We start from the raw sequence: 20,324 nt of genomic DNA, 5'->3' as shown, positions 1-20,324 counted from the left end.
CGGGTGGCTCCTACTTCGCGAGGAAGGCGAGGAGCGCGTCGTTGAACGCGCGCGCGTGGCTCACGTTCAAGCCGTGCGGGGCATCGTGGATCAGAGCCAGTTCGCTCCCCGCAAGCTGCTCGTGGGTGCGCTTTCCCGAACCCTCGAAAGGCACGGTGCCGTCGCCGTCGCCGTGGATGATGAGTGCGGGAACGGTCACGGCATCCAGGTCGCGGCGGAAGTCGGTCGTGGCCCACGCCTCCATCGACTTCAGTGCCGCGTGATGGTCCGCCTGGCGTGTGAGCGCGAGCGCCTCCTGCCGCTGCTCCTCGGTGACCTTGAGCTCGCCGTCGACGGAGAAGAAGGCCGTCGTGAAGGTGTCGTAGAACGCCGCCTCATCCGACTTCAGGCCGTTCTCCATCTCGTCTGCGGCTTCCTGCGTCAGCGGACCTTCGGGGTTGTCGGGCGTCTGCGCCAGGTACGGCGGCACCGCGGCGGCGAACACCACGCTGCGGAGCCGCTCCTGACCGTGGTTCGCGACGTAGCGGGCGACTTCACCGCCGCCCATCGAGAAGCCGACGAGGGTCGCGTCACGCAGGTCGAGGGTGTCGAGCACGGATGCCAGATCCTGCGCGAAGGTGTTGTAGTCGTAGCCCGATCGTGGCTTGTCGCTGTGCCCGAAGCCCCGGCGGTCGTACGACACGACGCGGTATCCGGCCGCAGTGAGCGCGGGGATCTGCTCGGACCATGACTCAGCCGACAGCGGCCACCCGTGGATCAGGACGACGGGGCGGCCCGACCCGCCGGTGTCGTCGACGTGCAGCTCGATGTCGTTGAAGAGGCCCTTGTGCGCGGTGATCTCAGTCATGACGCCATCGTCATCCCCTTCGCGAGGATTTTCGAGCAGTTGACGCATGACCGCCCCGAGGCTAGGTGAGGCGGCAGACTGGAGGGATGAGGTTGACGTGACTCTCAGAGGCGTCTGTGCCGGAGGGTGACAGCGTCTTCCGGCTCGCCGCCCGACTGCGTCCGCACGTCTCCGGTCGAAGTATCGTCTCTGGCGAGCTGCGCTCTGGGGCGGCCGCCGGGACGTCTCTCGCCGGCTGGATGATCGCCGGGCTCGAGACCCATGGCAAGCACCTCATCACCTGGCTCGAACCCGGATTCGCACTTCACACTCACCTGCTGATGCAGGGATCGTGGACGGTGACGCGCGCCGGCCGCTCCGTGCCGACGCGAGTGAACCGGGCGGTCCGCGTGCGCGCGGAACTCGACGGCGGTGCCACGCTCTGGGGCATTGACATGCCGGTCGTCGAGATGCTGCGAGCCGGGGACGTCGCTAGGGTGCTCGGACACCTGGGCCCGGACCCGTTGCGGACGGACTGGGAAGCGGCCGAGGCGGTCCGGCGCCTCGATGTGCGGCCCGACTGCTCGTTCGTCGCCGCCCTCCTCGATCAACGCAACATCGCTGGTCTGGGCAACCTGTGGGTGAACGAGCTGGCATTCCTCTCGGGGGTGCATCCGTTCGACCCCGTCGGCACGGCCGACCTCGCGGTCCTCGTCGACCGTGCCGCGCGGGCTCTGCGGCTCTCGGCCTCGGTGCCCGGCATGTACCAGGTCACGACGGGCTCAGCCCGGCGCGGAAGTGCGCACTGGGTGACCGGTCGTGCCGGGAAGCCGTGTCTGAGGTGCGGAACTCCGATCGTCGTGCGCGCCGAGGGTCCGGGTGATCCCGGGCGCAGACGCACCTGGTGGTGTCCGTCCTGTCAGCCCCGGAAGAGCTGATCGTTCAGACGGCGGATGCGCTGCCGCGTTCGCGTCGCAGCGTGGGGGCAGGCTCGACCGAGTCGACGGCGTCCTGCATACGGGAGAGGAAATCGATCACGGCCGCCGTGGCCTCGGGGGAGGTCTCGTCGGCGACCTGGTGCATGCGGTCGTGCATCGCCGAGAGGGTCGCACGCACCTCTTCGTCGGCTCGTTCCGTCGGTTCCAGGTAGACACTGCGTCGGTCGCTGGGGTGCGGCACTCGTCGCAGATACCCCGCCGATTCGAGGCGGTCGAGGAGGCTCGTCGTGCTCGCGGTCGAGATTCCGAGGTACTTGGCGACGTCTCCCGGCTTCACCTGCAGGTTGCGCGATTGTGCCCGGAGCAACTGTCGGATGACCAGCAGCTCGTTCTCGCCCATCGACATCGACTCGCGCGTGCGCCGCCGCATGGCGGCCTCGGCTGCCTGGTAGAGCCGCAGGGCTTCGAGCGCGCTGGTCGCACGCCGACGTTCGTTGTCATAGAAGAAGCCGGTCATCTGCACACCTCCGCGTCATTGGCTTGCGAGCTTTACCTTAGCAGATATCTAACTTGACGAGATACTTGCCCAACTAGTAGCGTTCCCAACAAGTCATCCAGCATCTGTGAGGAGCCACCATGGGCCAGCTGTTCTACGGGAACACGTCCGAATCGATCGAGATCCCGGACCGTCTGCTCGCGCACCTCAAGGTGCTCACGGCGACGAAGCTCCGCCGCTCGGAGAGCTTCACCCTCACCTGGCGGCATGGTGCCGACACAGCGGCAGGGCGGCAGACGATCTGGCTGCAGCCGTCCATCCCGCTCCGCTTCGTCTTCACCGGCATCGAGGCGGAGAAGCTCGACTCGGCGCTGCTCACCGAGATGGCCCGCGCGGCCACGTCGTCGACCGGCCTCGTCGTCGACTTCGCAGACTTCGAGGTTGCTCCCGCGGCCCCGATCGCGTCGGCACTGCCCGGCGGCGACGTCGTCCCTGCTTCGCGTGAGCTGGCGACCGCAGCATGAGCATGCTCGAGCGGCCCGCCGCGACGCCTCGCGTTCTCAGTGCCCGCAACATCACCTGGTCGACGGTCGCACCCGGCTTCTACGTCGCCTCGACCGACGGGGAGTTCGTCGGTTCGATCGACACCTCACCCGACGGTCACTACATCGCCCTCGACGGTCACGCGACCCCGATCGGGCGCTACGCCACGCTGAAAGACGCGCAGCGATCGCTCCTGACGACGGAAGCCCCGGGCAACCGAGCTCGCAGGTCGCGTGCACGTCGCCACCTGCGCATGACCGCCACGGCTTCGGGTGCCGTGGCCGGGGCGCTCGCCCTGACGGCGGGAGCGCTCGCCCCGTTCATCTGAGACCGGACGGCAGCAGCCGTCCACGAAGAGAAGGAGAACGACATGAGCAATGACGACACCCGTCGCGAGACGGACGAGAACGCCTACGAGGGTCCGGACGTCGAGGTCTCGACGGCCCAGACCGACAGCGACGGTACGCAAGAGCCGGGCGGACTCGGAAAGGACGGGACGATCCCGAGCCACCCGGACGGGGTCGCTGCGGGCCACACCGGGACTGCGTCGACCTTCGAACCCGAAGAGGACGAGAAGTCCTGAAGCTCTGCCCGAGATGCCCGGAGATTCTCTCGCCGGGCATCTTCGTGTTCTCGCGGGAGAACGGGCGCGGCCGGCGAGGCCGTCTACGGGGTCACATGCCCTCAGGCGGCTCCGTGGCTGTCGACCACTGATCGAAGTCATCCACCTCCGGGGCGATCCGGCCCCAGCTCGCATCGACGCTCAGGTCGGCGGCCAGCAAGCACGCGTACTCGAGTCGCGCGTCGACGGTGGGGTCCACGATGGGCACGACGACGTACCAGAGCGCGTCGGGCCGCAGGGCGGACCGGGCGTTCTCGCGTCGGATGGTCGACCGATCGAGTTGCTCCGATGCTGGCGCGTTATCGTCCCTGACGGAGACGAGGCATGCGTCGACCAGCTCGGATGTCGTCCACATGGTGTCTGACTCGCCGGTGGGAGGCGTTGTCGGCTCAGGCGTCGCGGATGACTCGGGTTGCGCCGTCGGGGAGGACGACGGAGTCTCGTCCTCAGTCGGCGAGGGGGGAAGGGTCGAGCCCGCGGCTCCGCCGACGCCGACGGTCGCGCAGCCTGTGGCCAGCAGCGCGAACAGGGCGAGGGTCGGTAGGCCGATCCGACGCCGAAGATTGATGCTGCTCATGGGCTCTCCTCGGTCTCAGTTTTCGACGCTCGCGCTGGGAACTCGGAAGCTGTCTCCCTCGTACTGCCAGATATCGGGCCACCGCGCGATCACGCCGTCGCGTTCCTGCGCGCTGGCCGTGTAGAAGTGGTGTCGCGCGGACGGACTCCAGAACCGGGCGACGGTGACCGTATCGGGTGCAGACGAGTCGGCGGGGTACACGAAGAATGCGGTGCCCTCGTACGACCAGACGTCTGGCCAGCGAGCCATGACCGAGTCACGTTCGCCGGCGCTCGTCGTGTAGAAGTGGCCGTTGTACTGGGCGCTCCAGAATCGGAAGAGCGGTACGGTGCCGACGACCTCAGTTGTGAAGGCGCGGTACGCGGTTCCCTCGTACGACCAGATGTCGGGCCAGCGGGCCGCGATGCCGTCGCGCTCGGCGGCGCTCGCCGTGTAGAAGTGCCCCTGATAGCGGGCGCTCCAAAAGCGATAGACCGGGGTCGCGGCGGTAGGCGACGTGACCGGAAGCGGAGCTCCTTCGATGAGCCAGGCCGGGTTCCACACCGTTCCGGTGCGGTGCGGGCCCGAGAATATCGCCAAGTGAAGGTGAGCGTTGGCTTCGGTGCGCGGGCGGACATCTCCGGTGTTCCCTGTTCGCCCCAGGGGAGTCCACCGGAAGACGCGCTGGCCCACGCTCACCAGGGGGCTGCCACGTTCCATGTGCAGGTATTCGGACCGTACGCCCGCCGCATGTTGGACGATCACGAACACACCCCTGCTGACGTCGCCGTCGTCGCCGACAGCGGTCACGGTGCCGTCGGCGACCGCGAGGATCGTGGTGCCGACGCGTGGGTTCACGTAGTAGTCGGCGCCGATGTGACCGCTGTACGTCTGCCCGGGATACCCGTCCACGCCCGAACCGCGCGTCGCGCGGCTCGCGAAGGGGTAACCCCAGACGATCGGGAGTGCCGCATGCTCCGCGGGGGTCTTCACCGTGTACGTCAAGGCTCGAGCGGGTGCCGCCGAGGCGAGCACGAGAGAGCCTGCGGCAACGGATCCGAGCAGCACTGTGCGGCGGCTGAGCGCTCGCGGGGTCTTGCTCTCGTCCGTCGACACGAGAAGAACCTAACAGGATGCTGAGATTCCGCCGAGGTTCGCGTGATCCGCGCACCCCGCACCGCGCTGATTCTCCCCGTGACGAGCGCCGTCGATAGGGTCGGAAGGTGCTCCGTCTGATCTTCTTCGCAGCTATCGGCGCGCTCTTGGGTGGCGCGGTCGTCGAGTATGTCGGACCGCCGGATGCCGGCTGGGGGATCATGAGCATCGCGCTTCCGGTCGCCATCATCAGCGGGACGTTCATCCTCATCGGTCGATCGATGGCCGGGGGAGTGGCCGCGTCGAACGACGACATCCGTCGTGCGATCGACTCTCGACGGCTCGGCCTCGCCCGCGTCGACGCGATTCGACAGACCGGAACGCAGATCAACGATCAGCCGTTGTGCGAGATCGATCTGACGGTGCGCCCGCTCCGGGGCGACTCGTATGCGACGACTCTGCGCACGGTCGTCGCGCTGACCGAGCTTCCCGCCTTCCAGCCCGGACTTCTGCGCCAGGTCGTCATCCTCCTCGACGGGGGCCCCGAGGTCGCCTTCGTCGACGGCGAACTCTCGCCCGCCGAGGTCGCCCACCTCGCGGTCCCGGATCGTTCGGCGGTGCGTTTCGTTCCGATGCAGAGCCACACGCGGATCTCTGGCGGGCGACGCAAGGGCCCGCTGATCGGCGTCGGGCGGCGCGGTCGTCCGCTTCGCCTTCTCGTCTTCGCGATCGTCGCCGTCGCGGTGGCGGTGGCCGTCGTCATGCCCTATCGAGAAGCCGTGGCGCAGACCGTCGCGGCGGTTCTCGACGGTCGCGCGCACGTCGACCTGCGCCAGCCCGAGCCGCTGGCGCAGGCCGAGGCTGCGCTCCGGCGCGAGATCGGCCACGACCGCGTGATGTCGATCTACGTCACTCCCGACTTCGTCATCGTCGAGGCTCCGGTGAGCCCGGGCACCACGCACACCGACCGCTGGATGTACCGCGGCGGGCAGGTCTCGCACTCCGGGCCGGTATCGGTGCAGCCCAAGACTCCCGAGGAGGCCTTCTCCTGGGACGACGTGGACCTCAGCGCCGTCCTTCCGGGCATGGACGAGGCGGCGTCTCAGAGCGGGCTCCCGGTCGGTGACGCCGGGGCGACGGTCATGCGTACCTCGGGTGCCCCCGACACCGATTCGTTCGGCCAGATGGTGGGGCCGGTCGCGATCAGGTTCTCGCTCGACGGCGACTACGAGAGCGCATCATTTCGGATGTCGGCCGATGGCAGCGGGCTCACCCGGGACTGAGCCCGGGGCCGTCGCCATGGTCGTCGTTCCTGCCGAATCCCAGGCGGGCCAGCGCGGACCGGAGGCTGCTCGCGGCCAGCGCATCGTCGGGCAGCGCGTGCGGCGGCACGAACATCCGCGTGATGAGGGGTCCCATCAGGAGGTCGTAGATCTGATCGGCATCCGTGTCGGGCCGTTCGATCTCCCCGCGCGCGACAGCGGCGTCAATGGCATGTTTCACGCGCTCACGGCGCGGTCGGATGAAGTCGGCGTCGAGCAGTCCCGCGAGGTCGTCGTCCGTGCGCGCGACTCCGATGAGGTCGACCACGCTGTTGCGGGCGACCGGGGCTGAGAGGACAGCGATCTCCTCGCGTTGCACCGCATGCAGATCACCGTCGAGGGATCCGGTCTCGGGGGCCGGACCGGGTGCGAAGCGTCGCGCGAGAACAGCGACGGCGAGGTGGGCCGCGCTCCGAAACCGCCGATAGAAGGTGGGTCGTGTCGACCCGACGCGACTCACGAGACCGTCGACGGTGAGAGCCGAAAAGCCCTGTTCGGCGATGATCTCTTCGCCCGCGCGAATGAAGTCATCGGTGGTGTCCTGCGCGCGCGGACGACCGGCTCGTCTTCCCGACATGGAGTCACCTTAGTCGTGGCCATCTGGAGAACGTCCCGGATGCTTCGCCGAGCGGACCACTGCCGCGGTTTCCGGTCATTGCAGCCCCGCGGAGCCGCCGGCCCGCGCGGTCCCGTCGCCCGTTATCCTGTGAGAGCCCACCCGTGCCCTATCGAGAAAGAACACCCGTGAGCAATCGCCATTCCTCCACCGACCAGGAGGGTCGATCTTCGTACCCCCTCGCTGAGAGAGGGGGTGAATCCGAATGATCGAAGCAGTTCTGACACTGCTGCTCGGCATCCTGCTGACATTGGCGATCATCGCCGCCTGCGGCTTCTTCGTCGCCCAGGAGTTCGCGTACATGTCTGTCGACCGGTCGCGCATGGCCGCGCGCGCCGAGAAGGGCGATGCGCAGGCTGCACGCGTGCTGGCGATCACCAAGCGCACGTCCTTCATGCTTTCCGGCGCGCAGCTCGGCATCACGGTGACCGGTCTGTTGATCGGTTACGTCGCCGAGCCCCTGATCGGCGAGTCGATCGGCACGCTGCTGGGCGGGGTCGGCATCGACCCGGCCGTCTCGGTGCTGATCGGCACGGTGGGTGCGCTGCTGCTGGCGACCATCGTCACGATGATCTTCGGCGAGCTGTATCCGAAGAACCTCGCCATCGCGAGCCCCGAGCCGCTGGCCCGCGCCCTCGCGATGCCGACCCGCATCTACCTGATGCTCTTCGGCTGGCTCATCACCGTGTTCGATGTCGCCGCGAATGCGCTGCTGCGTCTGCTGCGCATCGAGCCGCTAGAGGATGTCGACGAGAGCGCGACCGCCCGCGACCTCGAGGCGATCATCGAGGAGTCCCGCGCGAGCGGCGATCTACCCGACGACCTGTCGATGATCATCGACCGCATCCTCGACTTCCCGCAGCGCGACGTCGAGCACGCGATGGTCCCTCGCTCACGCATCGACTCGATCTCGCCCGACACGACCGTGGGCGAGGTGCGTGCGCTCATGGCGACCGGCCACACCCGCTACCCGGTCATCGGCGCCGAGGACGACCCCGTCGGCGTCGTCGAGCTCATCGACCTGCTGCGCGGGCACTACGCCGACGACGCTCCCGTTTCGACGATGATGCGCGAGGCCGTGGTGCTGCCGACGACGATGCGGCTGCCGGTCGCCCTCGATCGCATGCGGCAGACGCGTAACGAGCTCGCCTGCGTCGTCGACGAGTACGGCAACTTCGACGGCATCCTCACGATCGAGGATCTGACCGAAGAGGTCATCGGCGAGATCTCCGACGAGCACGACCTCGACATCCATGAGATCGTGAACGTCGGCGCCGACCATTGGCGTCTGCCCGGTGACATCCACCTCGACGAGGTCGAGCGCCTCATCGGCTACGACCTGCCGAGGGACGACGCCGAGACCATCGCCGGACTCATCATCAGCGAGCACGGCGACCTGCTGCCCGAGGGTGCGGTCGTGCGCATCGACCTGCCCGAACGGGCGTCCGAGACCGTGCAGGGGCTGCGGATGCAGCGCTGGCTCGACGTCGAGGTCGCCGAGGTCGCCCGACTCGTCCCCTCGGAACTCGTCGTGCGCCTGTACGAGGTGGATCTGGATGCCGCTGAGGCGGGTCCCGTGGGCGGCGGCGATGCCGTCGTCGCTGCTGGCGCGAGCGATGAGGAGGTCATCCGATGAGCTGGTGGGTCGTCACGATCATCACGATCGCACTCATCCTCGCGAGCGCGTTCTTCGTCATCGTCGAGTTCGCGCTCCTCGCTGCCCGTCGCCACCGCCTGGAAGAGGAGGCCGACCGCAGCGCGTCGGCGCGGGCGGCGCTCCGCGGCGTCAATGAGCTGACCGTCATGCTCGCGTTCGCCCAGCTGGGCATCACGGCGTGCACCTTCCTGCTCGGTGCGATCACCAAGCCGGCGATCGACTACGCCCTCGCGCCCGTGTTCGAGCAGTGGGGTCTGCCATACGTCCTCGCCGACATCATCGCGTTCATGCTCGCCCTCATCGTGGTGACGTTCCTGCACCTCGTCATCGGTGAGATGGCGCCGAAGTCGTGGGCGATCGCCCACCCCGAGGTCGCGGCGAAGGCGACGGGTATCACCGCCCGTGCGCTGACCTGGCCGTTGCGCCCGTTCCTGCTGTGGATCAACCACATCGCGAACCGGCTCGTGAAGGCCTCGGGCGTCGAGCCCGTCGAGAAGGCCGCCGCGGGCGGGCAGGACGCCGACACCATCCGCGAGCTCGTGGCGCATTCGCGTGCGGCGGGAACCCTCGAGGAGCAGTACTCCGAGCCGATCGCACGTGCCATCGCGCTCGGATCGCTGACGGTCGGCGACATCGTCCGCACCGACCGGGTGCCCACCGCGGTGCCGGCGACGGCGACCGCCGCCGATGTGCAGGCGGTCGCGGCATCCTCCGCCCATCTGCGCATCCTGGTGGGGGAGGGCGCGTCGAGCCGTGTCGCGCATGTTCGCGACACGCTCGCCGTCGTGCCTGAGACGCCCGCGCTCGACATCGCGCGTGAGGCGCTCGTGCTCGCGCCTGATGCCTCGGCGTACGACGCGCTCGCCCGTATGCGCCGGGGACACGTGCAGCTCGCGACGGTCGTCGACGGTGACCGGCTGCTCGGGGTCGTCACGCTCGACGACCTGCTGCGCGAGGTCCTGCCCGGCGCCGCCGAGGCGGAGCTGGCGGCGCCGGCGAGCTGATCCCGGTTCGCGACGGTCGCTCGGTTGTCAGTTCCCGCCGCCTCCCGTTGGTGTTGGCGGCGGGAACTGCCAAGTCAACGCCCATCCGGCCACCAACCCCGCTAAGCTACTGTTGGTAACTTAGCGGGGAGGCGTCATGAGCGACGACGGGTGGCGACGGCGGATGCCGCGGGGCGAGCGGCGCGCGCAACTGCTGGCGGTCGCGCGCGAGCTGATCCGAGAGCGAGGGACCGACGAGTTCACGCTCGGCCGCCTCGCGGAGCGCGCGGGGGTGACCAAACCCGTCGTGTACGACCACTTCCGCGATCGTGCGGGCGCACTCGCCGAGCTCTACCGCGAGTTCGAGGAGCAGCAGCGGGCGACGCTGACCGCGGCGCTCGCCGAAGCGTCGCTCACGCTCGATGCGGTATGCCGCGCCGTCGCGGGGGCCTACATCGACTGCTCGCTCGCCGAGGGGCGCGAGCTGGCGGACGTTGTCTCGGCGCTCGATGGATCCGCGACGCTCGTCGAAGTACGGCGCGAAGCGGAGGGGGCCTACCTCGCGCTGTGCGACGACGTGCTCGTCTCGTGCGGCGTCCGTCTCGATGACGCGGGCGCTCGGGCCCTCATCGGTGCCGGCGACGCCCTCACGCGGGCGGCACTTGACGAACGCGTGAGCCCCGCGGCGGCGCGCTCCACCCTCACGCGCGTCCTGCACGCCCTCGTCACCCCAGCCACCCCACCGGAGGAATCATGACCATCTCGCACGAGCCCACGCCAGGCACCGCCCACTGGGTGCTGGCGCATCCGCGACCGACCTCGTTCAATGCCCGGCTCTTCCGCGACGGTGTGGCGGAGCTGTCACGAACGCGGAGCGTGGCGACATCCGATCTGTACGCACAGGGGTTCGATCCCGTTTTCCCCGACAGCGAGCTCGACGTGACGCTTGGCCGCGCGTCTGGCCCCGCCGGTGGCGAGTACGGCCGCGCCCCCTTCCCGGATGACGTCATCGAGGAGCAGCGCAAGCTCGCCGCCGCCGAACTGCTCGTGCTGCAGTTCCCGCTGTGGTGGTACGGGCCGCCCGCGATCCTCAAGGGGTGGATCGACCGGGTGTTCACGAACGGGTTCGCCTACGGAGACATGGACCCCGAGCTCGGCGTGCCGAGGCGCTACGGCGACGGTGGGCTCACCGGCCGCCGTGCACTCGTCGTGGTGACCGTGGGCGAGGATGAGCGCTCGATCGGCGAACGCGGGATCAGCGGCGACCTCGACTCACTCCTGTTCCCCCTCACCCACGGTGCGCTCTGGTATGTGGGGATCGAAACCCTCGACCTCCATGTCGTCCACGACGCCGATGGCCTGGATGCCGCGGGCGTCGACCGCGAGGCCGAACGTCTGCGTGCCCGCATCGCCGGGCTCGACAGCGAGACGCCGCGCCGATACCGGGCGCTCCGCGACGGCGACTACCGCGGCACCCGGTCGCTGCGGAGCGACATCCACCCGGGGCGAACCGACTTCGGGATCCACTTCGCCGACGGACCGCGATCGCAGGCACATGCGGGCGGTGCGGGAGGTGGCTGACAGCAAGGTCAGAAGTGCATTCCGGGGTCGACATCGGCAGGCAGACGGAAGCACTCCGAGCGGGACATGATGAAGAACTCCGCTTGCCCGCTGGCTCTCACGCCCGTCGGGGTCGTGCCGGCTCTGTAGAACTCACCGTTTTGATTCAGTATCTCGATCGCGAGCCGGGAAGTTGCTGCGGAAGTGCCGACGACGTAACCGTCCTCAGCTATCGCGCCGAGGTCCCCAGCGATCCGCTTGGTGAGTGCGTCGCCGGCGGCGGCATCGAACTCGCCGACAAGATGTACCCGGGTCACCCCGGTCCAGGCGTAGAGGCGCTCAGTCGTGTCGCAGACGGTCAGCACACCGAACTCGTTCTGCTCAACCCGATCCACCAGCTCCTTCGGGACACCGTCGGCGATCCGCAGCTCCATCGCCTGCGTCCTCGCTTTCACGTCCTCCACCGTCAACGACTCATCCACCGGCCACTCCTCCCCGGACTGACACCCACTCACCGCGACGGCCAGGACAACGAGGGCCGTCAGCCCGACCCAACGGGCCCTCAACTTGGTCACAGCACCAACTTCTGCGTACGACGTCAGTATTCGTCGACTCCGGACATGCCTTCCGGCAACGTGAAGCACGGCGAGAACGAGAGAATCTCGATGACATTGTCGTCGACTCCAGGGCTGAGGAGGTAGCCTGCGCCGTACCTACCGATGATGTGAACTCCCGGATCACCAAGCGAAGTGACATCTCGCTTGACCTCGAACCCTTCGCGATCGGAATACTCTTCTACGATTCGATCTACCGTGGCCTCGATATCGAAGTCAGGTGTCACGACCACTTCGGTGTGGCCCGTCCATTGCACGACCTGCTCTTCGCCGCACCGAAAAAAACCGCCCACCTGCAACTGGTCGACGGAAACCACACGGTCGGGATCGAGGTGGCTGACGAGGTCCCGCTCCATCGACATCGCTGTCTGCTTAGCCTCATCTACGGTGAGATCCGATATGGAGTTCTCCACTGTTGCTCCTTGTCCACATGACACCAGCATCGCCCCAAGGGTAAGCACGCTCAAAGAGGTGAAGATGATGCGCTTCATCGCTTCCCTTCTTCCTCGGTCGCGAGATACATGTTCCGTAGCGCGGTTTGTTTGTCATCCTGCTGGGATGAGAGCAAATAGTGATTGCCCATAGGATCCGTCATTGCCGGAATGGACGGAGGAGGATTCGGTGAGAACGCGGCGCCGTGGCCGGATAGGTAAAAGTCCGCCACAAATCACAACGGCAGTCGCTGCGCTGATCACCGGGGTCGCGGGTTAGTGGCCACGCGAGGATTCTGACAGCAGCGCTTCTGGAGGGGAGTGGGGTGCGGCGGCTCATGAGGTGTGAGCTCTGGCCCTTTACCCACGGTCGCGAATGCAACATCACTGAGAGATTCAGTCGCCCTGCCCGAGATAAGGAGCGACGCATAGGCGAAGCTTCCAGGACTGTCGCCGATTCACTGCTGAGCAGCCGAGAGTCGACCACATTGAGAGCGCGCCGTGATGTTGATGAGGGTCTCTCCCTCGAGCGTTGATGCGTTGACAGCGATGTCCACATGATCCGGCAGGTAAGTCATGGTGAAAGACACGAAGGGTAATCCGTCTCGAGGTTCGGTCGCCGTCCAGTCCTCGCCTAGCGCGTCGGGTAGCCCGAGGACGAATGCGTTCGCATCGAAGCCCTCCGGTACCACAGCTTCGCCCCGCTCGGTGAAGAACGCCGTCCCCTCGGGTACGTTCGCCAACGGCGCCTCATCACCGCCGCATCCGAAAGGTTCCAACTCGTCGCGGGAGACGTAATCGACGCCATCCGGGAACAAGGCGGTGACGGTTGACACAGCCGCTCGAGTCTGTGAACGAACCTCGTCGTACGTCGGCGTTGGCTCTGCGGCCACGGTGCATCCCCCCAATGTCGGCATCATGCTCAACACCACCGCCATAGCGGCCACCCGCCCCCGAGGCTTCACCACGAACCCCCCGAGGTGAAGGAGCTTGTCCTGAACTGTATCGAGAACCGGCGCGTTCACCGCTCTGTCAACGCTCATGAGCCAATTGTGGTGTTCCACGCTGCGCGCGACAAGCTCGCCGGCCGCGGGCCAGATGGTGATTCCAGCTGTCGAGGCAGTCAACGTGACGCCAAGACCCCACGGATCTGATTGGTGTTCCTCGCTGCAGCGTCCGCGGAAACCCGGGTGTCGATGATCTGGATTCCGGCGAACTGTTCAGAGCCGATTCCGTAGGCGTACTCATGCGGCGAGGAACTACGTTCGGGGTTCGGTGAAGATCATTACTCAACGCTGCCACACGGTGAAGTTGCAGTGATGCCAATGATCATCTGATCCGGTCCGGCAATTGCATCCACACTCACATTCACCCCTGTAGCGATGTGTGTCAGGGACACCGTGGTGAAGGGAACGCTACCGGCGGGATCTTTCTCGCGCCAGTTCTCCCCGAGGGCGGCCGGCAATCCGGTGACGAAAGAGTCCACGTCCGACCGTTCGGGCATCGTCGCCTCGCCGCGGCGGGTGTAGAAGGCGGTTCCCTTTGGCCCTTCCTGAAGTGGGAGGATATCGCCGCCGCAACTGTACGGCTGTTGTTCGTCACCAGGCGCGTACTGAGCGCCATCAGGAAGCAGGTCGACTATTTGACGAATGGCTTGCTCGGTCTGTGCGCGCACCTCATCGTAGCTGGGACTGTCGTTCACAGCGCACCCTCCTAACAGCGCGACCATTGCAACGGCCCCGATGGCCGCTACGGTCTTCGTCGCTCGCTTCACTGTACGCCCCCGATGCCGGCCAGCTGCTGGCGGACATGATCGAGGACAGGCCCGTTTAGGGACACATTCGCGCTGAAAACGTAGTTATGGTGGGTCACGCTGTCGGAGATGAGATTCGCGGTCGCGAAGGCCGCCGTGGGCCAAGCTCCAGGGAGCGCAAGGCCGAAACTGATGTCCCTCAGGTTGTCGGTGGCACCTTGAGTCGGCACTCCAGTGTCGACGATCTCGACCCCGGCAAACTCCTCAGGACCGACGCCGTAACCGACGTCGCCGACCTGTATTCCGGCGTAATAGCGGTTGATGTCGTCCGGTGCTTGCGCGGCGAAGTACTTCGTGTCGGCGCTGGTCTGGAAGCCATCCGTGGCACCCACTCCTGCAGCTAGGTACCTGATGTCAAAACGAGCGTTGTCCTGCTCGGCGGCGCTACCTACCTGGGACCCTGCGCTGTGCTCGTAGCTCATGGTCGGGAGCGACGGCATGGACGCGTCAATCTCTTTCACGAATCGAGCGTAGTTGGCACCCGCCGCGGTCGCGATGGTGTTGTTCTGTGGTCCCTCGAAGATGTTGGCTGACAGCTGCGGCATCGCACCGGCGAGAACGGTGAATGCAAGCACCGGGGCGTGCTCGTATGCGTTCTCCACTTGCCAGGTCGCGAAATCGGTCACATCACCTGCGCCCATGAAGCTCTGCATTGTGGTGTTGGTACCGGGGACGACAAAGAGGACGCTCTTGGCTGTCGCGGGATCTCCGGTCATCTCGATGAGCGCACCCTGTTCGGGGTCGTAGAGGTAGAGCTGGATATCGCCTCTCACGGCTCGCTCCAGATACTCCCTCTCTTGAGCAAGGGTGGACGCGTTCGCCAAGGCACCCGGCATGGAGTATCTTCCGCCGCGTTCTGCTGCAAGAGCGGCTGTACTCGCTTGTTCAGCGTCGATGGCTTGGATGCGGTGGTATGCGTTCACGAGGTTCGCCGCGACTCTACTCGCGGGGGTGATGCCGCCGAGGGATCCGATGAGTGCGGGCGCTCCGAGTACGAACGCGGCTTGTTGGTCGGTGGTGAGGGTTCTCCACCATGCGGCGACGTCTGCTGGTTGCGATTCGGACTGCAGTTGGCGGGCCAAGCCTGGTTGGAGTGCGAAGAGGATGGCGAGCTCGACCTCGCTGAGTTCCGCGAGCTGTTCCAGGGACGGGGTGTGGCCGCTGGCCGCGGCGGAGCCGGGGAGACCGACGGTGTTGGCGAGGATGCCGGAGATATCCCCTCGAGCTTCGGGGCTGGTGAGCGCCATGATGGCGGTGTTGTCGGCAGCTGCGCGGCGATCCGCGAGGATCCGCAAGCGGGCGTTGAGGCCGGCGATGTCGGCTTCGAGGGTGTCGATTCGGGAGGCGAGTCGGGCCTTCTCATCGACCACGCTGCCTTCGACGAACATCGCTATCGCGTCGTGCTCACGGTGCGCGCGGGCGAAGATGTGGGCGGTTTGTTGGTGGGACGATGCGAGGATGGCGTGTTCGGCCTTGATGGCTTCGACTTCCGCGGCGTATCGCCGCAGGATGCCGGCATGGGTCGCGGCGTGGTCGCTGAGTATGCGAAGTTCGGCGGATAGCTGAGCGGTCCTACCGGTTAGCGCGGATGCGGCCTTACCCTGCCATCCGCTGGTCGGGGCGGCGCTGGTCGTGTTGCCGGCCGCGCTCCGGGCGAGGGTGCTCATGGTGTCTCGGCGGCCGGTTTCTGCGCGGATGTCTGCGGGAACCCCGGCGCCGGGGTTATCGAGCGTCCACTGGACGCTCACGAGGCGGCCTGCGCGGTGGCGGCGTCTGCTGCGATGAGGTCTGTGACCGCTTGCCGCACTCCCTGGGATTGGAGTGCGAGTACTTCGGTGACAGCGTTCACCCGCGCGCGGTGAAGGGCCGTGGTCTGTTCGAGGGCGCTGTGGACGCTCCCCGATCCGAGTGCGCCTGGCGTGTTGAGGAACGCGGCGCCGAGCGTCACCAGGCTCGAGGCGAGCGCGAGCTGTGCGGCGCTGTGTTCGATGGCACCGTAATCGGCGACGAGTTGTTCAGCCACGATGACGACCGAGGCCGGGCTGGTCAGCGCCCGATGCGGGAGGCGATCTGGGTGTCGACGTCCTGCAGGGTCTGTGCGGTGGTGCGGAGGAAAGCGGCGAGGTCGTTCAGGCCGCCGATGGTGTTCGTCGCTCCGGCGTTGAACCGGTTGTACGCCTCTTGGTATGCGCCCGATGAGCGATCCGTCACGAAACCCTGAGAAACCAGTGCGTTGATCTGCGACTGCAGGCGCTGCAGGGTGGTGTTGATCTCGTCGCGACCGGCGATGAGCTGGTCGGCGCGGGAGGTCATTTCGCCATATGTGACATTCATGTTCGCCATATTTAGATCCCCTTCTACGTAGGCTTTTCCACCCTACATTGTTCGCCGATAACCCCCGTGTCCACCTTTCGGGGGACAATCGGTCAATGATGGCGCTTTTTGGTGTCACCGAGGAGGAAGCGCGACGTGAACGCGGCGGACTCTCCCGGAAGTGCCATCGCATCACCGTCCTCGGTCGTGGGGGTGTGCCGGGGTCAAGCGATGTGCTGCGAGTGGTCGTCGTCAGCCGCGGGTTTGTTCTTTACGTAGCTCGCTCACGTTGCCGGGAACACAGAGGGATGTTCCGGCGATGTAATAGTCGCCGGGTGGCGCAGTGACGAATTTCATCCCCTGAACCGGCCCGCCGGTCGAGAAGACGACGGGGTCGCCTTCGGGGTTTAGGACGGTGCGGACGGTCATGCCTAATGAGGTCCAGTAGTCGGCGATCGTTTTAGCGTCGGCGTGGCGGTCTCGAGGAGGGTCTGGTTGGGGTGCGCCGTACCCGTAGCCGTACTTCGCACTCGTGCCGTCGGGACCGCAACTTTGGACGCCTGCGGCGTGGTCGCGGTTCCACCCGGACACGTCCAGCAGGGCAGCGCTCTCCTCGATCGTGGAGATGAGGGTGTCGCGTGCTTCGTGCGGGGTCATTGTGTCGTGCTGATTCGTTGTGCAGCCGGTCAGGAGGAGCCCGGCGGCGATGACGGATGCGATTGCCCGGGTATGTCGATGGTTGTGTTGGTCAGCGCGATACGTCATCGTCACCGTCGGGCTTCTTCCTTCCGTAAGTCGTCCGCGTCGCCGGGGACGCACAGCGACGAGCCGGCGATGTAGTAGTCGCCGGGTGCGGCAGTGACGAACCTTAGACCGGAGACCGGACCGCCGGTCGAGAAGACGACAGGATCACCCTCGGGATTGATGATGACGCGCACGGTCATGCCCAGCGTCCTCCAGTGATCCGCGACTTTCTTGGCGTCGGCGTGACGGTCCCGGGGTGGGTCCGGTTGAGGCGCGCCGTATCCGTAGCCGTACTTCGCGCTGGTGCCATCCGGGCCGCACTTTTGGACGCCGGGCGCGCCGTCACTGTTCCACCCCGGCACGTGCAGTAGGGCGGCGCTCTCTTCGATCGTTGCGATCAGCAGGTCACGTGCTTCCTGGGGGGTCATTGGGTCTCCCTGACTCGCGGTGCAGCTCGAAGACATCGACGCCAGCGCCGCTGCCACGGCCGCCGCGACCATCGTTCGCATCCACCGTCGTTTAGCGTCCATGTACGATCCCGGAGATGAGCGCTTTCTCGAACGGTGTTCGGTCTGGCGGAGCATAAGCGCTGACCCGCCCACCCGAGCCCCAGAACGGTCAATGCTGGCGCTTTTCGGTGTCACCGAGGAGGAAGTGTGACGTGAACGCGGCGGACTCTCCCGGAAGTGCCATCGCATCACCGTCCTCGGTCGTGGGGGTGTGCCGGGGTCAAGCGATGTGCTGCGAGTGGTCGTCGTCAGCCGCGGGTTTGTTCTTTGCGTAGTTCGCTGACGTCGCCGGGAACACAGAGTGATGTTCCGGAGATGTAGTAGTCGCCGGGGGCCGGGGAGAAGCTCAGTGCGGCGATCGGGCCACCGTTTGCGAAGACGGCTGGCGTGCCATTGGTCTCCACGGTGCGGACGGTCATGCCTAATGAGGTCCAGTAGTCGGCGATCGTTTTAGCGTCGGCGTGGCGGTCTCGAGGAGGGTCTGGTTGGGGTGCGCCGTACCCGTAGCCGTACTTCGCACTCTGACCGTCGGGGCCGCAACTCTGTACGTTGGCGGCGTGGTCGCGGTTCCACCCGGACACGTCCAGCAGGGCAGCGCTCTCCTCGATCGTGGAGATGAGGGTGTCGCGTGCTTCGTGTGGGGTCATTGACGCTTCCTTAATCGGGGTGCAGCTCGAAGACAGGGCGCCACAGACCACAACGGCAGTCGCTGCGCTGATCACGTGGGTCCAGCGTCGGTTAGTGGCCACGCGCGAGTCCTGACAGCAGCGCTTCTTGGAAGGGGGTGAGGTGGGGCGGCTCATAAGGCGTGACCTCTGACCCTCTGCCCACCGTCGCGAATGCAACATTACGGAGAGATTCCGTTCCTGGGTCGAGGTATCCGTTGCCCTCGGACGTGCTGACGGCGTGGTCGGTGACGGGGCTCATGCCGTTGGTTCCTGCCACGCTGAATCCCTTCGCTCCGAAACTGGGGTCGATGGGGTTCACGGGGTGCTCTTCCGACAGCCTGCCCACCCAAGCCCATTGGTCGCCGCCGGCAGGGTCGATGCTCATGACATCTTGGGCTTGTCCGGCGAATATCTGATCGGCATGCAGATCGGAGGCGGAGTCGATGGTGGCGGGCAGACCCGCGGACCCGACTATGGCAAGACTATCCACATGAACCCCGGGTCGGGACAGCGCCGCGGCCGCGGTGGTGCTTCCGTAGGAGTGCGCGACGACATTCAGTTGCGCATCGGTCCGCAGCGCCGCGAACCCCTCGAGCGCGGTGACCAGTTTCGTCGCCCCGGCATGTGCGAGCTCCACCCCGAAAACATCGAGGCTGGCTGGCGGGGTTTCAGGGGCCTTGTATCCGACCCACGCCACCACCGCATGAGACCGGGTCGCATCCGCGCGAGTCTGCGCGTCAGAGATGTTCTGTGCGGATTCCGCCCAGTCATACATTCCGGCGGTGGTGGTCCCCATCCCGGGAACCGCGTAGGTGACATTGTCAGCAGAGTCCAGGTCGCCGATCGATACCGCTGCGAGCGGCGGGCTATCGGCCGTGAGAGAGACGAGAAAGCGTGGCCCGCCCCCGGCAGGCGACTCCAGCGAGTCTCGGATGTTGCGGAGTGCTATGAGGTCTCCGGATACGACCACCACGTCCGGCGCGGTCGGGGTGAATCCTCCCGGCGGTGCGATGAGTCGCTTCTGCCTGGCTTCCTCCTCGGCGATGCGTCGGTCGAGGACGATACGGTTTGCGACGTCTCGGGCACGGTACGTCACGCCTTCGAGGTTGCCGATGAGAGCGGGTGCACCCAGAACGAGGTTCTGTCTCTGAATGGCTGACAGCGCGGCCCACCACGCAGCGACTTCGTGAGCGCTTCCGGCGTTCTGCTGCACCTGAGTCGCGAGTTCGGGGTGAAGATGAAACAGCGTTGCCAGGTCGAGTTCGCTCATGCCCGCGAGGTCCGATAGCCCGATTCCGCTGACGGATCCCGATGTCACTGCGGGGTGCGCAGCCAAGCCTCCCCGTGATGACGAGCTCGTCAGCGCCATGATCGCTGCGCCGTCGGCCGCCGAACGCTGTTGCGCGAGCGCTGCGAACTGGGCGTCGAGCACTGCGATCTGATCGCGCAGCCCGGTCATCTGCCGCTCGAGAATCCGGCGGGCGGGATCATCGGGCAGGACGGGCTGCACCGGATCCTGGTGCTGCGCGGCGCGCAGCTGGCTCTCGAGTCGTCCGCGCCGAGCTGCGAGGGTGTTCTGCTGATGCTTGATGGTCTCCACCTCATCCGCGTAACGACGCAGCGCTCCAGCATCCGATTCGGCTTGGCCCGCGAGCGCGTTCATCTCTGCCGCGAGGGCCGCGGTCCGCGCGCTCAGCGCCCCGGCCGCCGCGCCCTGCCACCCGTCGCCCGCGACAGCGCCGGCAAGTGACACGTTGTGCTGGGCGTCACGGGTGCGAGCGGCTTCGCTCTGCCTACGGCCCGCGCTCGCACGGATGTCGGCCGGGCTTCCCGCCCCCGGATCCGATGTCGTCCATTGCGCCATCAGCCACCCACCGCCTGAGCGGCAGAGGAGTCTGCCGACGTCAGCTGCGCGACGGCGTCCTGGACGCCCGCCGCGGTCACGGAGAGCTGATCGGCCAGCGCTTGCGCCCGAGCCATTCGGAGCCGGGTCGATTCCATGAGGGCCGAACCGACGG

Annotated in this window: 26 protein-coding genes; 9 read left to right on the top strand and 17 right to left on the bottom strand. The window is 66.6% G+C overall.

Features of this window, described 5'->3' with window-relative positions; all coding sequences use genetic code 11:
* Nucleotides 1-10: 10 nt before the first annotated feature.
* Nucleotides 11-847: an alpha/beta fold hydrolase gene (locus tag ACU6RU_RS10530; RefSeq protein ID WP_289329961.1), complete on the bottom strand. Its 837-nt coding sequence runs from the start codon at nucleotides 845-847 to the stop codon at nucleotides 11-13.
* 116 nt (nucleotides 848-963) lie between these two features.
* Here ACU6RU_RS10530 and ACU6RU_RS10525 point away from each other — a divergent pair, with 116 nt between their 5' ends.
* Nucleotides 964-1,764 carry a DNA-formamidopyrimidine glycosylase family protein gene (locus ACU6RU_RS10525; protein ID WP_446726502.1) on the top strand — a complete coding sequence of 267 codons (801 nt, stop codon included), beginning with the start codon at nucleotides 964-966 and terminating at the stop codon, nucleotides 1,762-1,764.
* Nucleotides 1,765-1,768: 4 nt separating this feature from the next.
* On the opposite strand, the gene ACU6RU_RS10520 is transcribed toward ACU6RU_RS10525, so the two are convergent.
* Nucleotides 1,769-2,281, bottom strand: coding sequence for a MarR family winged helix-turn-helix transcriptional regulator (locus ACU6RU_RS10520; protein WP_446726501.1), 513 nt, complete (start codon nucleotides 2,279-2,281; stop codon nucleotides 1,769-1,771).
* 119 nt (nucleotides 2,282-2,400) lie between these two features.
* On the opposite strand from ACU6RU_RS10520, the gene ACU6RU_RS10515 reads away from it, so the two are divergent.
* Genes ACU6RU_RS10515 through ACU6RU_RS10505 form a run of 3 tightly spaced genes read left to right on the top strand, consistent with a single transcriptional unit; the run spans nucleotide 2,401 to nucleotide 3,386 of the window.
* Nucleotides 2,401-2,784: a DUF7882 family protein gene (locus ACU6RU_RS10515; protein ID WP_259455376.1), complete on the top strand. Its 384-nt coding sequence runs from the start codon at nucleotides 2,401-2,403 to the stop codon at nucleotides 2,782-2,784.
* Nucleotides 2,781-3,131, top strand: a complete 351-nt coding sequence (locus ACU6RU_RS10510; RefSeq protein ID WP_147374417.1) for a peptide ABC transporter permease — start codon at nucleotides 2,781-2,783, stop codon at nucleotides 3,129-3,131. Before ACU6RU_RS10515 ends, ACU6RU_RS10510 begins: the two co-directional genes overlap by 4 nt.
* 42 nt (nucleotides 3,132-3,173) lie before the next feature.
* Entirely contained in the window at nucleotides 3,174-3,386 is a 213-nt protein-coding gene (locus tag ACU6RU_RS10505; protein WP_120264785.1) for a hypothetical protein, read from the top strand.
* Nucleotides 3,387-3,477: 91 nt separating this feature from the next.
* Here ACU6RU_RS10505 and ACU6RU_RS10500 read toward each other — a convergent pair whose 3' ends face one another.
* Both ACU6RU_RS10500 and ACU6RU_RS10495 read right to left on the bottom strand, forming a co-directional pair.
* On the bottom strand, nucleotides 3,478-4,002 hold the full coding sequence (locus ACU6RU_RS10500) for a hypothetical protein (RefSeq protein WP_446726500.1): 525 nt from the start codon (nucleotides 4,000-4,002) through the stop codon (nucleotides 3,478-3,480).
* A gap of 15 nt (nucleotides 4,003-4,017) precedes the next feature.
* Entirely contained in the window at nucleotides 4,018-5,097 is a 1,080-nt protein-coding gene (locus tag ACU6RU_RS10495; RefSeq protein WP_289329957.1) for a peptidoglycan DD-metalloendopeptidase family protein, read from the bottom strand.
* 107 nt (nucleotides 5,098-5,204) lie between these two features.
* Here ACU6RU_RS10495 and ACU6RU_RS10490 point away from each other — a divergent pair, with 107 nt between their 5' ends.
* Nucleotides 5,205-6,359: a hypothetical protein gene (locus ACU6RU_RS10490; protein WP_446726499.1), complete on the top strand. Its 1,155-nt coding sequence runs from the start codon at nucleotides 5,205-5,207 to the stop codon at nucleotides 6,357-6,359.
* On the opposite strand, the gene ACU6RU_RS10485 is transcribed toward ACU6RU_RS10490, so the two are convergent.
* On the bottom strand, nucleotides 6,346-6,975 hold the full coding sequence (locus ACU6RU_RS10485; protein WP_446726498.1) for a TetR/AcrR family transcriptional regulator: 630 nt from the start codon (nucleotides 6,973-6,975) through the stop codon (nucleotides 6,346-6,348). The genes ACU6RU_RS10490 and ACU6RU_RS10485 overlap by 14 nt on opposite strands.
* 244 nt (nucleotides 6,976-7,219) lie before the next feature.
* Between ACU6RU_RS10485 and ACU6RU_RS10480 the strand changes: the two genes are divergently transcribed.
* The 4 genes from ACU6RU_RS10480 to ACU6RU_RS10465 all read left to right on the top strand — a co-directional run bounded on the left by ACU6RU_RS10480 (nucleotide 7,220) and on the right by ACU6RU_RS10465 (nucleotide 11,235).
* A complete protein-coding gene (locus ACU6RU_RS10480) occupies nucleotides 7,220-8,650 on the top strand; it encodes a hemolysin family protein (protein ID WP_446726497.1) in 1,431 nt (476 codons plus the stop codon).
* Complete coding sequence (locus ACU6RU_RS10475; RefSeq protein ID WP_446726496.1) at nucleotides 8,647-9,675, top strand: CNNM domain-containing protein; 1,029 nt, start codon at nucleotides 8,647-8,649, stop codon at nucleotides 9,673-9,675. The genes ACU6RU_RS10480 and ACU6RU_RS10475 overlap by 4 nt, the downstream gene beginning before the upstream one ends.
* Before the next feature lie 136 nt (nucleotides 9,676-9,811).
* Nucleotides 9,812-10,411: a TetR/AcrR family transcriptional regulator gene (locus ACU6RU_RS10470; protein ID WP_446726495.1), complete on the top strand. Its 600-nt coding sequence runs from the start codon at nucleotides 9,812-9,814 to the stop codon at nucleotides 10,409-10,411.
* Entirely contained in the window at nucleotides 10,408-11,235 is an 828-nt protein-coding gene (locus ACU6RU_RS10465; protein WP_446726494.1) for an NAD(P)H-dependent oxidoreductase, read from the top strand. Before ACU6RU_RS10470 ends, ACU6RU_RS10465 begins: the two co-directional genes overlap by 4 nt.
* 8 nt (nucleotides 11,236-11,243) lie before the next feature.
* Here the strand turns inward: ACU6RU_RS10465 and ACU6RU_RS10460 are convergent, their stop codons facing one another.
* From ACU6RU_RS10460 to ACU6RU_RS10405, 12 genes are all read right to left on the bottom strand, one after another.
* On the bottom strand, nucleotides 11,244-11,696 hold the full coding sequence (locus ACU6RU_RS10460; protein WP_446726493.1) for a hypothetical protein: 453 nt from the start codon (nucleotides 11,694-11,696) through the stop codon (nucleotides 11,244-11,246).
* A gap of 116 nt (nucleotides 11,697-11,812) precedes the next feature.
* Nucleotides 11,813-12,319 carry a hypothetical protein gene (locus ACU6RU_RS10455; protein WP_289329950.1) on the bottom strand — a complete coding sequence of 169 codons (507 nt, stop codon included), beginning with the start codon at nucleotides 12,317-12,319 and terminating at the stop codon, nucleotides 11,813-11,815.
* 398 nt (nucleotides 12,320-12,717) lie between these two features.
* Nucleotides 12,718-13,302 (bottom strand): hypothetical protein, encoded by a 585-nt coding sequence (locus ACU6RU_RS10450; protein WP_289329949.1) that lies wholly within the window; start codon nucleotides 13,300-13,302, stop codon nucleotides 12,718-12,720.
* A 242-nt stretch (nucleotides 13,303-13,544) separates the two neighbouring features.
* Complete coding sequence (locus ACU6RU_RS10445) at nucleotides 13,545-13,961, bottom strand: hypothetical protein (protein WP_446726492.1); 417 nt, start codon at nucleotides 13,959-13,961, stop codon at nucleotides 13,545-13,547.
* A 68-nt stretch (nucleotides 13,962-14,029) separates the two neighbouring features.
* Nucleotides 14,030-15,820 (bottom strand): alpha/beta hydrolase, encoded by a 1,791-nt coding sequence (locus tag ACU6RU_RS10440; RefSeq protein ID WP_289329947.1) that lies wholly within the window; start codon nucleotides 15,818-15,820, stop codon nucleotides 14,030-14,032.
* Nucleotides 15,817-16,095 (bottom strand): hypothetical protein, encoded by a 279-nt coding sequence (locus ACU6RU_RS10435; protein ID WP_289329946.1) that lies wholly within the window; start codon nucleotides 16,093-16,095, stop codon nucleotides 15,817-15,819. Before ACU6RU_RS10435 ends, ACU6RU_RS10440 begins: the two co-directional genes overlap by 4 nt.
* A 23-nt stretch (nucleotides 16,096-16,118) precedes the next feature.
* Entirely contained in the window at nucleotides 16,119-16,415 is a 297-nt protein-coding gene (locus ACU6RU_RS10430; protein ID WP_446726491.1) for a WXG100 family type VII secretion target, read from the bottom strand.
* A 222-nt stretch (nucleotides 16,416-16,637) separates the two neighbouring features.
* Entirely contained in the window at nucleotides 16,638-17,156 is a 519-nt protein-coding gene (locus tag ACU6RU_RS10425) for a hypothetical protein (protein ID WP_446726490.1), read from the bottom strand.
* Nucleotides 17,153-17,557, bottom strand: a complete 405-nt coding sequence (locus ACU6RU_RS10420; protein WP_446726489.1) for a hypothetical protein — start codon at nucleotides 17,555-17,557, stop codon at nucleotides 17,153-17,155. Before ACU6RU_RS10420 ends, ACU6RU_RS10425 begins: the two co-directional genes overlap by 4 nt.
* Before the next feature lie 329 nt (nucleotides 17,558-17,886).
* Nucleotides 17,887-18,285: a hypothetical protein gene (locus ACU6RU_RS10415; RefSeq protein WP_289329942.1), complete on the bottom strand. Its 399-nt coding sequence runs from the start codon at nucleotides 18,283-18,285 to the stop codon at nucleotides 17,887-17,889.
* 91 nt (nucleotides 18,286-18,376) lie between these two features.
* Nucleotides 18,377-20,170 (bottom strand): alpha/beta hydrolase, encoded by a 1,794-nt coding sequence (locus tag ACU6RU_RS10410; protein WP_446726488.1) that lies wholly within the window; start codon nucleotides 20,168-20,170, stop codon nucleotides 18,377-18,379.
* Nucleotides 20,170-20,307: a hypothetical protein gene (locus ACU6RU_RS10405; protein WP_446726487.1), complete on the bottom strand. Its 138-nt coding sequence runs from the start codon at nucleotides 20,305-20,307 to the stop codon at nucleotides 20,170-20,172. Before ACU6RU_RS10405 ends, ACU6RU_RS10410 begins: the two co-directional genes overlap by 1 nt.
* Nucleotides 20,308-20,324: the final 17 nt, after the last annotated feature.

The organism is Microbacterium sp. F1-18 (genome assembly GCF_052921305.1).
Note: the sequence above shows the minus strand (reverse complement) of the source record. Positions and strands in the feature narration are given on the sequence as shown.

Bases quoted from the DNA above. Each gene is read 5' to 3' on its own strand.
- ACU6RU_RS10530 (WP_289329961.1), bottom strand. From the start codon at position 847: ATGACTGAGATCACCGCGCACAAGGGCCTCTTCAACGACATCGAGCTG.
- ACU6RU_RS10520 (WP_446726501.1), bottom strand. From the start codon at position 2,281: ATGACCGGCTTCTTCTATGACAACGAACGTCGGCGTGCGACCAGCGCG.
- ACU6RU_RS10515 (WP_259455376.1), top strand. From the start codon at position 2,401: ATGGGCCAGCTGTTCTACGGGAACACGTCCGAATCGATCGAGATCCCG.
- ACU6RU_RS10510 (WP_147374417.1), top strand. From the start codon at position 2,781: ATGAGCATGCTCGAGCGGCCCGCCGCGACGCCTCGCGTTCTCAGTGCC.
- ACU6RU_RS10505 (WP_120264785.1), top strand. From the start codon at position 3,174: ATGAGCAATGACGACACCCGTCGCGAGACGGACGAGAACGCCTACGAG.
- ACU6RU_RS10500 (WP_446726500.1), bottom strand. From the start codon at position 4,002: ATGAGCAGCATCAATCTTCGGCGTCGGATCGGCCTACCGACCCTCGCC.
- ACU6RU_RS10485 (WP_446726498.1), bottom strand. From the start codon at position 6,975: ATGTCGGGAAGACGAGCCGGTCGTCCGCGCGCGCAGGACACCACCGAT.
- ACU6RU_RS10480 (WP_446726497.1), top strand. From the start codon at position 7,220: ATGATCGAAGCAGTTCTGACACTGCTGCTCGGCATCCTGCTGACATTG.
- ACU6RU_RS10475 (WP_446726496.1), top strand. From the start codon at position 8,647: ATGAGCTGGTGGGTCGTCACGATCATCACGATCGCACTCATCCTCGCG.
- ACU6RU_RS10470 (WP_446726495.1), top strand. From the start codon at position 9,812: ATGAGCGACGACGGGTGGCGACGGCGGATGCCGCGGGGCGAGCGGCGC.
- ACU6RU_RS10465 (WP_446726494.1), top strand. From the start codon at position 10,408: ATGACCATCTCGCACGAGCCCACGCCAGGCACCGCCCACTGGGTGCTG.
- ACU6RU_RS10455 (WP_289329950.1), bottom strand. From the start codon at position 12,319: ATGAAGCGCATCATCTTCACCTCTTTGAGCGTGCTTACCCTTGGGGCG.
- ACU6RU_RS10450 (WP_289329949.1), bottom strand. From the start codon at position 13,302: ATGAGCGTTGACAGAGCGGTGAACGCGCCGGTTCTCGATACAGTTCAG.
- ACU6RU_RS10430 (WP_446726491.1), bottom strand. From the start codon at position 16,415: ATGGCGAACATGAATGTCACATATGGCGAAATGACCTCCCGCGCCGAC.
- ACU6RU_RS10420 (WP_446726489.1), bottom strand. From the start codon at position 17,557: ATGACCCCCCAGGAAGCACGTGACCTGCTGATCGCAACGATCGAAGAG.
- ACU6RU_RS10415 (WP_289329942.1), bottom strand. From the start codon at position 18,285: ATGACCCCACACGAAGCACGCGACACCCTCATCTCCACGATCGAGGAG.
- ACU6RU_RS10410 (WP_446726488.1), bottom strand. From the start codon at position 20,170: ATGGCGCAATGGACGACATCGGATCCGGGGGCGGGAAGCCCGGCCGAC.
- ACU6RU_RS10405 (WP_446726487.1), bottom strand. From the start codon at position 20,307: ATGGAATCGACCCGGCTCCGAATGGCTCGGGCGCAAGCGCTGGCCGAT.